Source organism: Vibrio chagasii (assembly GCF_024347355.1).
Lineage (GTDB): Bacteria > Pseudomonadota > Gammaproteobacteria > Enterobacterales > Vibrionaceae > Vibrio > Vibrio chagasii.
This window is the reverse complement of sequence record NZ_AP025465.1, coordinates 1,082,526-1,095,344: the sequence shown is the minus strand read 5'-3', so window position 1 is coordinate 1,095,344 and position 12,819 is coordinate 1,082,526. Positions and strand designations below refer to the sequence as shown.

General features: G+C 45.1%; 12 protein-coding genes and 2 pseudogenes. 5 read left to right on the top strand and 9 right to left on the bottom strand.

All coding sequences use genetic code 11. The annotated features are described in order from the left end of the window. The first annotated feature begins 43 nt into the window (after positions 1-43). Positions 44-1,183 carry a BamA/TamA family outer membrane protein gene (locus tag OCV52_RS05070; RefSeq protein ID WP_137406963.1) on the top strand — a complete coding sequence of 380 codons (1,140 nt, stop codon included), beginning with the start codon at positions 44-46 and terminating at the stop codon, positions 1,181-1,183. 107 nt (positions 1,184-1,290) lie between these two features. On the opposite strand, the gene OCV52_RS05065 is transcribed toward OCV52_RS05070, so the two are convergent. Continuing rightward, positions 1,291-1,713: a c-type cytochrome gene (locus OCV52_RS05065; RefSeq protein WP_137406964.1), complete on the bottom strand. Its 423-nt coding sequence runs from the start codon at positions 1,711-1,713 to the stop codon at positions 1,291-1,293. A gap of 149 nt (positions 1,714-1,862) precedes the next feature. Between OCV52_RS05065 and OCV52_RS05060 the strand changes: the two genes are divergently transcribed. Beyond that, positions 1,863-2,504, top strand: coding sequence for a cytochrome b/b6 domain-containing protein (locus tag OCV52_RS05060; RefSeq protein ID WP_137406965.1), 642 nt, complete (start codon positions 1,863-1,865; stop codon positions 2,502-2,504). Positions 2,505-2,521: 17 nt separating this feature from the next. Next, positions 2,522-2,950, top strand: coding sequence for a MarR family winged helix-turn-helix transcriptional regulator (locus tag OCV52_RS05055; RefSeq protein ID WP_137406966.1), 429 nt, complete (start codon positions 2,522-2,524; stop codon positions 2,948-2,950). 71 nt (positions 2,951-3,021) lie between these two features. Here OCV52_RS05055 and OCV52_RS05050 read toward each other — a convergent pair whose 3' ends face one another. The 4 genes and pseudogenes from OCV52_RS05050 to OCV52_RS05035 all read right to left on the bottom strand — a co-directional run bounded on the left by OCV52_RS05050 (position 3,022) and on the right by OCV52_RS05035 (position 6,601). Then, a complete protein-coding gene (locus OCV52_RS05050; protein WP_137406967.1) occupies positions 3,022-3,885 on the bottom strand; it encodes a DMT family transporter in 864 nt (287 codons plus the stop codon). A gap of 110 nt (positions 3,886-3,995) precedes the next feature. Further along, positions 3,996-5,099, bottom strand: a pseudogene (locus tag OCV52_RS05045) (alkene reductase). 8 nt (positions 5,100-5,107) lie between these two features. Next, a complete protein-coding gene (gene gloA / locus OCV52_RS05040) occupies positions 5,108-5,485 on the bottom strand; it encodes a lactoylglutathione lyase (protein ID WP_137406968.1) in 378 nt (125 codons plus the stop codon). Positions 5,486-5,665: 180 nt separating this feature from the next. Beyond that, positions 5,666-6,601 (bottom strand): LysR family transcriptional regulator, encoded by a 936-nt coding sequence (locus tag OCV52_RS05035; protein ID WP_137406969.1) that lies wholly within the window; start codon positions 6,599-6,601, stop codon positions 5,666-5,668. Between the two features lie 779 nt (positions 6,602-7,380). On the opposite strand from OCV52_RS05035, the gene OCV52_RS05030 reads away from it, so the two are divergent. Next, positions 7,381-7,914, top strand: a complete 534-nt coding sequence (locus tag OCV52_RS05030) for a magnesium transporter (RefSeq protein ID WP_137406970.1) — start codon at positions 7,381-7,383, stop codon at positions 7,912-7,914. Beyond that, positions 7,914-8,902 (top strand): annotated as a pseudogene (locus OCV52_RS05025) (efflux RND transporter periplasmic adaptor subunit). The gene OCV52_RS05030 and the pseudogene OCV52_RS05025 overlap by 1 nt, the downstream one beginning before the upstream one ends. 63 nt (positions 8,903-8,965) lie before the next feature. Here OCV52_RS05025 and cyoE read toward each other — a convergent pair. Genes cyoE through cyoB form a run of 4 tightly spaced genes read right to left on the bottom strand, consistent with a single transcriptional unit; the run spans position 8,966 to position 12,819 of the window. Continuing rightward, positions 8,966-9,835, bottom strand: a complete 870-nt coding sequence (cyoE, locus tag OCV52_RS05020; RefSeq protein ID WP_137406971.1) for a heme o synthase — start codon at positions 9,833-9,835, stop codon at positions 8,966-8,968. An 8-nt stretch (positions 9,836-9,843) separates the two neighbouring features. Beyond that, positions 9,844-10,155, bottom strand: a complete 312-nt coding sequence (cyoD, locus tag OCV52_RS05015; protein WP_004740018.1) for a cytochrome o ubiquinol oxidase subunit IV — start codon at positions 10,153-10,155, stop codon at positions 9,844-9,846. Next, positions 10,155-10,772 carry a cytochrome o ubiquinol oxidase subunit III gene (cyoC, locus tag OCV52_RS05010; protein WP_105024590.1) on the bottom strand — a complete coding sequence of 206 codons (618 nt, stop codon included), beginning with the start codon at positions 10,770-10,772 and terminating at the stop codon, positions 10,155-10,157. The genes cyoD and cyoC overlap by 1 nt, the downstream gene beginning before the upstream one ends. Next, positions 10,762-12,819, bottom strand: a complete 2,058-nt coding sequence (cyoB, locus tag OCV52_RS05005) for a cytochrome o ubiquinol oxidase subunit I (RefSeq protein WP_102424600.1) — start codon at positions 12,817-12,819, stop codon at positions 10,762-10,764. Before cyoB ends, cyoC begins: the two co-directional genes overlap by 11 nt.

Genomic DNA, 12,819 nt, shown 5'->3' with positions numbered 1-12,819 from the left:
TCTCCAGCATTGCGATCAACTTACATTGGACGTAACTCTAACCATGACTCGACTCTCTTTGTGGACAACAGCGCTCTTTTCTTCTGTTGCCAGTTTCTCAAGTTCAGCTTTCGAGGTTGATAATCGAAAATCACAAGAACCTGAACTGGATGACCAATTTCGTGTCATTGCTATTCCCTTTTACGATCCAAGTGTAGATACAGGCATTTCCGTCGTTCCTATCTATAACTTCTACGCTGACGGCGAATCAAAGAACGCATCAACGTTATCTGCGACGCTGACTTATACGCAGAATGATAGCTATTACATCAAAGGCAATGCTGAACTCTTATTGAAAGAGGATTCAATTCGATTTAGCGGTGAAATGGGCTTCTCTAGTACCAACATTACCTTGGTCGATCTGGTTGATACTAACCACCAAGAGTACACGTTCGATGGTGATTTCTATTTCAAAGTCTACGACAGTATCTATCTTGGGATGGGTTTAGACTACTCCACCGCCCGCTATCTTGCCGATACACCGCGTGACAAACTTTTACTCAAACTCACCGGGTTTAGTGAAGAGTACCAAGCCGACACAGGAGCAAAGTTCTCTTTCTTGTGGGATGAGCGAGAGCACTACTACCCTTATCATGGCTTTTTATTCGAGCTGACCTATGAAGACCATGGAGAATGGCTTGGTAATGACAAAGATGCGACCTACTCTTCGCTCTTTTCAGATTACCGACTGTTTTACAGCTTAACGCAGGATGACAATCACATCATCGCAAGCCGCTGGGTGACTCGTTATCTACTGGATGCTGAAAATGCCCCAAGTAGTGCATACAGCACCTATGGTCGACAAGGACGAAATGTTCAACGTGGTTTCGTCGCGGGTGATCACATTGCTTCGCACATGACCAATCTTGAAATGGAATATCGCTACTCGATTTCAGGCTCGTCCATTAACTTTTTGAACAACGTTGTGGTGGTAGGTTTAACGGGTGTAGGCAAGGTATTTGGTGAAAGGCTGAATCCAACTGCCCCTTATCATAGCTTTGACGATGGTGACCTACTTACTATCGTTGGTCTCGGTCTACGCTATCGTTTAATGCGCCAGGAACGCATCAATGTGCGAATGGATTTCACCTATAACAACGAAAATGAAGTGCTAGCCTACTTTAGCTTAGGTGAAAATATCTAGCCCAAGCTGTAGCATTTTTAAAGCCATTATATCTAACCGATGATTCCCCCAAGCCTGTCACGACTCTATTCGTACAGGCTTTCTGTTTGTAGAGCCTCAAGTAAAACCTACCAACGAGAGCGATAAGTACGATGACAAGCTCGGCATGTATTATTGGCCGAGTCTAAACCACGCTCAGCTTTACTTTTGTCCTGTTCTAGACTGGCTTGCTGTAACTCAATAAAACCTTGATTCATCTGTAACATCAGTTGATTGAATTTCTCAGGCTTACTCCATACCGCATCTTTCGCTTTACCGCCTTTATCACTCACAGCAAAACTGTTGGTGAGAATAAGTCCGTGCTCTACCAAGTTATCACTTAATCCCTCAACCTTTTGCCAATCTGTATTACGATTCCCTAATTCTGAAGATACTTGCTTGTTGAGTTTTTCTATTGAGCTAAAAGCTTGTTGGCGATTGTCGACCGCTTCAGTTGCGGCAATAGTGCTCATTGGCACTGCGATAAGTAAAGCGATAGTCAGTTTTTTCATAGTGTCACTCCTGTTTATTGGTTGATTTATTTGCTGATCTTTCAATTCCAATCGATGAGAGGCATTTAATTTACACAACAACAGTTGTGTACGCAACTATTGTTGTGTGAATTAATATCACTTCGTAAACGACAACTGGGAAATGAACTATGAAAATTTGGGATCTACCAACACGACTGTATCACTGGTTACAAGCACTACTATTCATTGGCCTAGCGGCATCAGGTTTTAGTGGCAATGGCCCACATGTTTATCTTGGGCTCGCACTGTTTAGCCTAATTTTATGGCGATTGATTTGGGGATTCATTGGCAGTGACACGAGCCGCTTCTCACAATTTGTTAGCTCTCCTCGCGCTGCATTCCAGTACTTACGAGGTAAAATCCAGCCAAAGCCAGGGCATAACCCATTAGGGGCTTGGATGGTCATCGGTATGATCACCACCTTGTTCATCCAATGTATTACGGGCCTTGTTATTGCAGGTTTCTTTGATGCGATCCCAGGCTCAGAAACCCTTCTTACCGATGGCGTATTTGAAGTTTCAGGTGTGGTGCACGGCATTGCAGCACGTATATTAGTGGTCTGCGTCGTTCTCCACGTATTGGCAATCATGACTTACAAGCTACGTTCAAAACCACTGGTGTTAGCCATGATCACAGGTAAACAAAGCCACCCCCCGTCAGTGGAAAGTTTCGAAAGTGGCATTCAATTAGCTTTTTCATCAAATAGCAAAGCATTGTTGGTGCTAATCGCATCGGTATTAGTTACGATGACAATAGTTGTTATGTCATAAAAATTAGGTACTAACCAATGCCAGAAGAGTTTGATAGACAAAATAGTTTCGGATGGATGATCAATGTGATCGCGAATAAAGCGAGCAAGGATTTCGACCTTGAGCTAAAGAAGCATGGCCTAACCATCGCTTTATGGCCAACTTTGATGTGTTTGTGGGAAGAAGAAGGCGTTACGCAGCGTGATATTGCCGAAAAATCTAAAGTAGAAAACTCAACAACAACACGAACCTTAGATAAGTTAGAAAAACTTGAGTTGGTCGAACGGAGAGCGGACCCAAACAGTCGACGCTCTTTTAGAATCTACCTAACAGAAAAAGGAAAAGCACTTGAAGAAGTGTTGATTCCTATCCCAATAAAATTAAACAAAGAGCTGATGGAAGCGCTTGATACTAATGAGCAGCAACAAATAATCGGCTTGCTTAAGAAAATGGTCGCGGCTATTTAGCTTAAAGCCAACTCAGCAGCGACCGCTGAATAACGCAGTCCAATAGACCCTCGCCCTAGACGAGGGTTTTCTTATTTTCGTGACCATTTGATATAGCAAAACAGTGAAGCAATGATTACCGCCCCACCGAGCAGCTTCTGTATCTCAACACTTTCACCAAGCACACTCACGCTTAACAGCAGCGTCCACACAGGCTCAAGAATCATGATCAATACCGCCACTTCCATGTTCACGGAATGCTGACCGACCGTTTGCAATAAGTAACGAATAGAAGTCGCCACAACCGCTGAAACTATAAACCAGAAAACCAAGGTTTTAGTAATCTCGAACTCAGGTTGAGCCGTCATTGAAGCGAACGCTAAACCGCTCACACCCACAATAAATAGCTGCACACAGATTGACGCGATAGGCTTAATATTGGTGATCACACGCTTATTCATTACAAAGTGAATGGACAGCAGCATAGAAGCCAATAAGAAATAGAGCTGACTTTGTTCGACATGCCAACCGTTGGTCAAGGTGAGCAACAACATACCAATTATCGCAATCGGAAATGACATCCAAAAGGCGCGATTAGGTTTGACTCGAAATAGCACCCAAGAGACAAATGGCGCAATGATCATCGCGAGGCTCATGATAAATGCCCCTTCAGATAAAGTCTCTGTCACCGAAACCGCAAATACCCACACCTGTAATGAAGCCGATAGCAGTAAACCCACTCCGCAAAGAGATAGAATCTGCTTAAAAGAGAGCTTGCGAATATGGTGAATATAAAACGGAAGTAGAATCAGGCTTGCCACAACAAACCGCACACCAATGAACACTGGTCCTGGCATTTCTAATACCACCAGCTTAGATGCAATCCATCCGACCCCGGCTAACAGGGTGGCAAATAGGAGATACAATTCCCCACGCATCGCTTTCACGTTCATCATTTTATTCGGTCCAATAACGAATAAAGCAACCCGACTCTGCCAGGTTGCTTTTTATAAACATTCAACAGGATCAAGATACTATCTCAATACTCTGCTTCAAGCAGCTGTTTTTAGCCTGCGTATGCTGGGTAGTCTGTTAAGCCTTTTTCAGCACCACCAAACAGTGTATTTGGATCGTGCGCCGCTAGCGGGTAACCATTTTGAATACGAGCTGGTAAATCAGGGTTAGCAACGAATGGACGACCAAAACCAACCATGTCCGTTACACCTTCAGCCACCGCTTTTTCACCACGCTCGCTGTCGTATTTACCTGCGTAAATCAGTACACCATCATAAGCTTCACGAACAGCTGCTTTAAACGCTTTTGGCGTTTCAGGTGCATCGTCCCAGTCAACTTCTGCGATGTGTAAGTAAACAATCTTGTATAGGTTAAGTAGCGCTGCTGCCGCTGTGTACGTTTCAACTGGCGTTGCATCAACCGTACCATTCAATGAGGTAAACGGTGCAAGACGAACACCAACACGCTCAGCACCAATCGCTTCAACCATAGCTTCAACCACTTCACCTAAGAAGCGTAGGCGGTTCTCAATAGAGCCACCGTATTCGTCAGTACGGTTGTTTGCTTCTGAGTCGATGAACTGATTAATCAGGTAGCCATTTGCCGCGTGAAGTTCAATACCATCAAAGCCAGCATCAATCGCATTAAGTGCCGCTTGACGGTACTGTTCAACCACCTGTTTGATGTCTTCTTTAGTCATCTCACGAGGTTCAACAACGTCTACCAAACCCGGTTCATCAGTACCGTTGTCGATGAATACTTTTACATTTTCTGCTTTCAGTGCAGAAGATGAAATAGGTTGCTCACCGCCAATGTTATCTGGATGCGTCACGCGGCCTACGTGCCAAAGCTGCGCGAAGATTACACCGTCTTTTTCATGTACTGCGTCCGTTACCTTTTTCCAGCCAGCGATCTGCTCGTCAGAATAGATACCAGGTGTCCAAGCATAGCCCTGACCCATTGGTGAGATTTGTGTACCTTCAGCAATAATCAGGCCTGCAGTAGCACGTTGAGCGTAGTAAGTCGCCATCATATCGTTTGCTGAGTTACCAGGTTACGTTGCACGAGAACGTGTCATCGGAGGCATAACAATAAGGTTTTTAAGCTCGATATTACCAAGTTGAATTGGTTGAAATAGTGCATTTGTCCTTGTCATTTCCTCGATTAACCTAGTTGAATCAGTTCGATTTGGTAGCCGTCTGGGTCAGTAATAAATGCGATGTGCGTTGAACCACCTTTTACCGGGCCGGCTTCGCGAGTCACGTTGCCACCTAGCGACTTAATCTGGTCACATGCCGCGTAAATATCTCCCACACCCAATGCTAAATGGCCAAATGCGTTGCCCATTTCATACTCATTGGTATCCCAGTTATGCGTTAACTCGATAGTCGTTCCACCTTGCTCGTAACCAACAAAAACCAAGGTGTAGCGGTAATCGTTATTTACGTGGCGCTCAAGTTCTTTCATACCCAAAACTTTGGTGTAGAACTCAATAGACTTTTCTAAATCAGCAACTCGGATCATTGTGTGTAGGAATTTCATATTTCACCCTTTTTAGCCCAGTGACGCAGGCCGATATAATTGAAGTGGAGACCATCCACTTACCTGATGGGGTCAATATACGAGTTGGCTACAAACAAAGGAAATTATCATAACCTCTCAATGTAATAATTTTTTGTTATGAATAGTTGGTCTAAGAAAATATCAAAGTAGCAAGTAACGCTAGTATGAAGCCTTCCAGCTGTTCAACACCTTTGACATCTCTTCTACCGTATTAATAACCTGCTCTCGGAGCCACTTATGTGCGGGATCATTATTCTGTTTTTTTAGCCAGATCAGGTGATGAGGAATAGGCTGACAATCAAACGGAGGTTTGAAAATTTGTAAATCGAGGCGCTCTTTGAACTGAATCGCCATAGAAAGGGGGGCTACTGTAATGCAATCGGATTGACTGCACAGTAATAAATTGCTGAACAGAGAACTGCCATGGATCATGATCTTTCTCTGAGACAAATCCAGTGATGTGTAGTGATTGAGGCTTCTCACTTGTCGGCGCGTTCGATCAAGTACGGCATGCTTCTCACTCAAATACTGATCGAGAGTGAGCTCGCCTTTGATCCTAGGGTGGCCGTTTCTGCAAATAATCACCACCTCACTCTCGTATAGCTTCTCACTCATCGTGCTTGGGTGTTCTGGCAGTACAATATCGATCATCGCATCAAACTTTTGCGTTAACAGATCTTCGTGCACTTGATCGTCCGAGTCCGCTTGATCATACACCTCTAACGAGAGTCCTTGGTTTGGTAAGTCCAAGAACCGATTCAACAATAGCCATTGCAAGTGCTCTGGAATCGACACCGCGAACTTGCGCTCCGCTGTGATTTCATCAAACGTTGCCATGCCTTGGAAAACACCGTTGAGTTCTTGTATCGGCGCTTTGATCTGCTCGTACAGGCTTTGTGAATAGGCAGTGGGAATCACTCCTCGCCCCTTGCGCACAAACAACTCTTGATCAACTTCCTTCTTTAACCGCGCCAAGGAGGTACTTATTGTCGATTGGTTAGTATTCAAGTGATCGGCGGCTTTGCTCAGACTGCCCAGCTCCATCACCGCAGAAAATACAGCTAACAAGTTAAAATTCGGAATGTCGTTGCTCATGATTCTTTACTCAATAGGCGATAGATTGAATCATATTATCGTAAAACCGATAGAATAAAACGGCTAATTATCGCTCATTTGTCCAAACAAATAATGAAGCATCATGCGGTAAAGAGCAGAAATATAAGAACAACTTACTGTGACGAATAGCTGCCACATTCGTCAGATTGGGAATCCAACGCTATTCGTAGTGCCAGAATAGCTTAATCTACTCAAACCCCACCCTAGACTATTCGGAGTATCCAATATTTTTTTCAGACTTATTGATACTTTTATAACCGATTCTATGATCCAGGCTAATTTAGTAGACATATTTTATAAGCCGACTTTGAGCCCGTTCAAATAATTCCATTTGCCGTTTTAATGACCTATCAACCTATCGTAATTACGATAGTTCAATATCGTTATACTGGGTAGATAGCGCCCTTCACACTTCCTATTATTTCGCCAACAAATCAATTCTTAAGCGATATAGAAAACCTAAAAATGTGAAGATAACAGTGTTGCAAGCACCATGGACGACGGCGCAAAAAGCTACTGTAACAACCGAACTTCGCAATGGTTGACTCTAGTTTAAGAATGATTTCGCTCGGTGTTTTTAGCACTGTTTTCGCGAGAATGCGTTGTCTCTTTGGGCAAAGCGATTTTTAATTGTCATCTAATACTTTTGATTTCAGTCCGCGGTATCGCTCACTGGTATTCAACACCTCTTGCAGATGTCATCTAAAAGTCTTGTACCAAGACTGCACTTTCTCTCTCCTTATTATTTAGGTTGAGATATGAAAATTCTTAAAATTGTTCTGCAGAAAGTTTGGGCCGTCGTGATGGTTCTCGTCAAATTCTGCCTATTTATGGTCCTGATGTTTGCTGGTGCTTGGGCGCTTGCTCCTATGGGTACAATTCACTCCAAAGACATCGACCTTTCTCAGTTCAATAACCACCCGAACGAAATGATGATGAACTTCTTCCAAAGCGAGTACTTCTCCGGTTACTTGTTCTCCGTAACTATCGCGGTTGTATTCGCTGCTATCTACGGTATGTGGCAAATCCATGAGCTCGGTGTGCACAAGGCGAAAGAGCACAAAAGTGCCCATGTACAGATTGTATTTGCACTCTCGCTTTGTGGCTTATTCATTAACAAGACGTTCTGGGTTATCGCTCTAGTCATTGCTCTCGCTAACTGGAAACACATCGGTCAATCGATCAGTGATGTCATTCGCCGTGGTATTCAACCGAAGCTTCAAAAGTCCGATAGTGAACAAGCAGAAGAAACTAAGTCTGAGCAGACAGCAACTGGAAAAGAGGCCGCATAATGAAAGAGATGATGATCCCATACATTCTGATTGTATGGTCCCTGTTTGCGACTGGCGCACTAAAGAAGACAATTAAGAACTACACTTAGGCTGCGATTGGTGGCGTGGTAATTCTAGGCCTATTGGCAATTGTTTCTCGCCTGTGGGCTCCGGTAGATATGACCAAATCATCAACGGTAAAAGCGCCGCATGCAGTAATGTCACCGATCTTCGGCCAGCAAATTGATGAATTGTTCGTTAACCACAACCAATTGGTAAAGAAAGGCGACGTGATCTACACACTTGTCGATATCGACTCAGCAGCAGACAAAGCGAAGATCGAATCTTCAATCGTTCAGAAAGAGGGCAGATCAAACAGATGACGCGTGATTTAGAGCGTGCAGAAACGTCGCCTGAGATCTTCAATGCTCGTGATGTTGAAAAGTACCACTCAGATCTTCGCGTGATGCACGCAGAACTGGCTTCACTGAAAGCCGATTTACAGAAAGTGAATTGGGCGCAAGAGAAGAAAACAGTGCGAGCAGAGTTTGATGGGCAAGTATCGATTGTGAACATTGCTGAAGGCTCTGTCATGGGCAACATGCACCTGTACAACACCAGCAAAAAGTTCTTAGAGATGCGTATCTCAGACCAGACTTACGGTTACGTGCAAGTGGGCGATTTTGCGGAATTCTTTGTCGATGCATATCCGGGTCACGTGTTCCGTGCCAAAGTACACAGCTTTACGGCAGGTACTGGTGAATCAAGTATTTCACCACTGCAAGGCCCACAAAGTGTTGGTCAGCACGTCGCTCAAAACAGCAATGGTTTAGGTCGTACGGTAGTGCTAGAAATCTTTGAACCAGAAGGCTACAACATTCCTATCGGTGCCGCTGGCGCAGCTTGGATTTCAGCGGAGAAGCCGCATCCTTTCTGGGGCTTCATTGACGTGATTGGCGCAGCAACAGTTCGCCTACAATCTTACAAGTCTTACCTAGGTGCTTGGTAAAAAAATAACCTGTTAAGAATAAAAAAATACCCCGCTGATGCGGGGTATTTTATTAGTGCTGTGCTACAAAAATGGCAGTGGGATCAGTTCGAGACCGAGCACACCACTGATGCTCATCACCACCAGCAAAGAGACTTTAAAGACCGTCTTTGACCATTGGATGTAGTTGGCGCAATCCACCTTACGGAATGTCACCTTGGTCCATATAAAGCATACTGCTGCCGACACCGCTAGGTATTCGTACCCCGCTTCTCCGAGCAAGAACAGCCCAAGAGCAACCGCGCCAAAAGCAACCACGTACGCTTTCATATGTTTGTGAGCCTTATCGACACCCTCTTTTACCGGGAGTACAGGGATACCTGCATCTCGGTAGTCTTGAATGCGGAACATCGCAATCGCATACGAGTGCGGCATCTGCCATAAGCAGAACATGATAAACAGCAGTACCGCTTCGATACTCAAGTAGTTTGTCACGCCAAGGTAACCAACTAATGGCGGTACCGCACCAGAGATACTGCCTACGAGCGTGCCATACACCGAATTACGCTTGTACCACATGGTGTAGAAAAAGACGTAAAACACGTAGCCAAGCAACACCACCACCGCAGACATTGGATTAACGTATTGGAACAATAAAGCCGTACCAGCCAGCAACATGACTAACGCATAGATGAATGCGACGTCAGTATTGATGTTGCCCTGAACCAACTCTCGGTTCTGAGTGCGTTTCATTTTTTGATCAATATCGCGATCAAAAATGTTATTCACCACACAACCTGATGCAATCACAAGCCCCACACCCGCCAATGTTGTCAGTAACAACATCGCACTGGCTGGTTCTGTCTTTGCGGCAAGGAAAAACCCCGCCGCAACAGAAATCAGGTTGCCGAAAATGATGCCCGGTTTGGTAATAGACAAATAACTTTTCAGCATACCCTAGCCTACAACTTCATGTTGACGTTCATGTTGTAGATGATCCACACCGAGCCAGCGATAAGGATCAATACAACAATGGCAGTAAACATCAGTGATACTAAGTTCCACTGACCATCGGTTGTCTTCACTTCCATATGTAGGAAGTACTTAAAGTGTACAAAGATCTGCACTAGCGCACAGCCAAACAGAACGACGTAAGTCTCAGTACTTGGAAGCGCATGCGCCCACACAACATAGAACGGAATAATGGTCAGAATCAGTGATGCAACAAAGCCAATCACGTAATCTTTTGCGCCACTGTCTAGATGCTGTTCCATTACATCACCCCCATTAAGTACACGATGGTAAATACACAAATCCAAACGATATCTAGGAAGTGCCAGAACAAGCTCAAGCACTGAAAGCGCATCGACATGTTGTCGTTTAAGCCTTTGGTTGAAAGCTGGTGATACGCCACTGCCATCCAAATAAGACCAAACGTCACGTGAAGACCGTGTGTACCTACCAAGGTAAAGAACGCAGATAGGAACGCACTCTCTTGAGGACCATAACCTTCAGCAATCAAGTGATGGAATTCATACACTTCCATACAGATAAAGGCTAACCCCAGTAGAAACGTTACTTTTAGCCACTTTTTCAGACCAGCAACATTTTGGCGTTTCATTGCGATCATGCCAAAACCGAAAGTGATACTACTGAACAGCAGCATCATGGTTTCCACAAACACGAAAGGTAGTTCGAAGATGTCTTTGCCCGTTGGCCCTGCAATAGAGCCACTTTCTAACACGGCATAAGTCGCGAAAAGCGTGGCAAACAGCACACAGTCACTCATCAAGTAAACCCAGAAGCCAAACAGCTTGTTGCCCGCTGAGTCATGGTGATGATCATGCGAGTGTGCAAGATCGTAAGTGTGTGACGGAGTATTAGCTTGCATACGTCGTCTCCAAATCATCTTTATTTGTGTTGTTATCACCGTCAGCGCTGTTCTCACCCACTGACTGTTTTTTCGCTTCTGCTAACTGTGCACGTCGAGCCGCTTCAATCGCTTTGATCTCTTCTACTTCCACGTAGTAGTCAACATCGTCGTTGTAGCTGTGTTGAATACACGTCACGACAATACCAACTAGGCTTGCAGCCGCTAGCCACCAGATGTACCAGATCATTGCGAAACCAAATACCAACGACCATGCAGATACATAAATACCTGTCGGTGTGTTCTTCGGCATATGAATACGTTCGTATTCTTCTTCCTGAGTTGGATCGAACTCACCGCTTTGCTTTTGATACCAGAACGCATCTAGCTCATCGCCTTTTGGCAGTTTTGCAAAGTTGTAGAACGGCGGTGGTGAAGACGTTGCCCATTCAAAAGTACGTCCGCCCCACGGGTCACCAGTAAGATCGCGGTTTTGGTCACGGTCACGAACACTCACGAAGAACTGAACAAACTGACACACAACACCCATCGCAATCACACCAGTACCTGCAGCCGCAACCGCCAGTAGAGGTAAGAATTCAGGGTTAATATCTTGGCTCAAACGACGCGTCATGCCCATGAAACCAAGAGCGTAAAGCGGTAAGAACGCCATCAAGAAACCGATGATCCAGCAGTAGAAAGCACGTTTACCCCAAACTTCGTTCAGAGTGAAACCAGTCGCTTTCGGGAACCAGTAGCCAATTGCCGCAAAACAACCGAATACTACGCCACCGATGATCACGTTATGGAAGTGAGCAATTAGGAATACTGAGTTATGCAGAATGAAGTCTGCACCCGGTACTGCCATTAATACGCCCGTCATACCACCAACGGTGAAAGTGATAAGGAAACCAACAGTCCACAGCATAGGTGTTGTGAAACGGATGCGGCCTTTGTACATGGTGAACAGCCAGTTGAAAATCTTAACCCCGGTCGGGATAGAGATAATCATGGTTGCGATACCAAAGAAGGCATTCACATTCGCGCCAGAGCCCATGGTGAAGAAGTGGTGTAGCCAAACGACAAACGCAAGGATAGTGATTGCAACCGTTGCCCAAACCAGTGAGGTGTAACCAAATAGCTTTTTACGTGCGAACGTTGCTGTCACTTCAGAGAACACACCGAAGATAGGCAAGATTAGGATGTACACCTCTGGGTGTCCCCATGCCCAAATCAGGTTCACATACATCATCACGTTGCCACCAAGATCATTGGTGAAGAAGTGCGTGCCGATGTATCTATCCAGCGTCAGTAGCGCGATAGTTACCGTTAAGATCGGGAAAGAGATGATGATCAGAATGTTGGCACACAGAGACGCCCACGTGAACACAGGCATCTTCATCATTGGCATAGACGGAGTACGCATGCGCAGAATGGTCGCGAAGAAGTTCACACCCGTTAGCGTTGTACCGACACCAGATATTTGCAGCGCCCATATCCAATAATCGACCCCGACTCCAGGGCTTGCCTCAATACCAGACAGTGGCGGATAAGCTAGCCAACCTGTACGGCCGAATTCACCAAGGCCTAGTGACATATTGGTTAGGATCACGCCCACGACGAACAGCCAGAAACTCAGGTTGTTTAGGTAAGGGAACGCAACATCACGAGCACCAATTTGTAGCGGCACGATGATGTTCATCAAGCCAATAACCAGCGGCATCGCCACAAAGAAAATCATGATCACACCATGAGCGGTGAAGATCTGATCATAGTGATGCGGTGGTAAGTAACCGCTCTCGCCTGCCGCTGATAACAACTGCTGACTGCGCATCATTACCGCATCGGCAAAACCACGAATCAACATGATCATTGCAACGGCAATGTACATGAAGCCCAGTTTTTTGTGGTCTACTGAAGTAAACCATTCATTCCATAAGTATTGCCATTTCCCAGCTTTCGTTACCGCAGCAACAACAGCCAAACCAACCAGCGCAATCACCGCAAGTGTCACGACGATAATAGGTTCGTGGTAGGGAATGGACTCTAGAGTTAATCTTCCAAACAT

Bases quoted from the DNA above. Each gene is read 5' to 3' on its own strand.
- OCV52_RS05070 (WP_137406963.1), top strand. From the start codon at position 44: ATGACTCGACTCTCTTTGTGGACAACAGCGCTCTTTTCTTCTGTTGCC.
- OCV52_RS05065 (WP_137406964.1), bottom strand. From the start codon at position 1,713: ATGAAAAAACTGACTATCGCTTTACTTATCGCAGTGCCAATGAGCACT.
- OCV52_RS05060 (WP_137406965.1), top strand. From the start codon at position 1,863: ATGAAAATTTGGGATCTACCAACACGACTGTATCACTGGTTACAAGCA.
- OCV52_RS05055 (WP_137406966.1), top strand. From the start codon at position 2,522: ATGCCAGAAGAGTTTGATAGACAAAATAGTTTCGGATGGATGATCAAT.
- OCV52_RS05050 (WP_137406967.1), bottom strand. From the start codon at position 3,885: ATGATGAACGTGAAAGCGATGCGTGGGGAATTGTATCTCCTATTTGCC.
- gloA (WP_137406968.1), bottom strand. From the start codon at position 5,485: ATGAAATTCCTACACACAATGATCCGAGTTGCTGATTTAGAAAAGTCT.
- OCV52_RS05035 (WP_137406969.1), bottom strand. From the start codon at position 6,601: ATGAGCAACGACATTCCGAATTTTAACTTGTTAGCTGTATTTTCTGCG.
- OCV52_RS05030 (WP_137406970.1), top strand. From the start codon at position 7,381: ATGAAAATTCTTAAAATTGTTCTGCAGAAAGTTTGGGCCGTCGTGATG.
- cyoE (WP_137406971.1), bottom strand. From the start codon at position 9,835: ATGCTGAAAAGTTATTTGTCTATTACCAAACCGGGCATCATTTTCGGC.
- cyoD (WP_004740018.1), bottom strand. From the start codon at position 10,155: ATGGAACAGCATCTAGACAGTGGCGCAAAAGATTACGTGATTGGCTTT.
- cyoC (WP_105024590.1), bottom strand. From the start codon at position 10,772: ATGCAAGCTAATACTCCGTCACACACTTACGATCTTGCACACTCGCAT.
- cyoB (WP_102424600.1), bottom strand. From the start codon at position 12,819: ATGTTTGGAAGATTAACTCTAGAGTCCATTCCCTACCACGAACCTATT.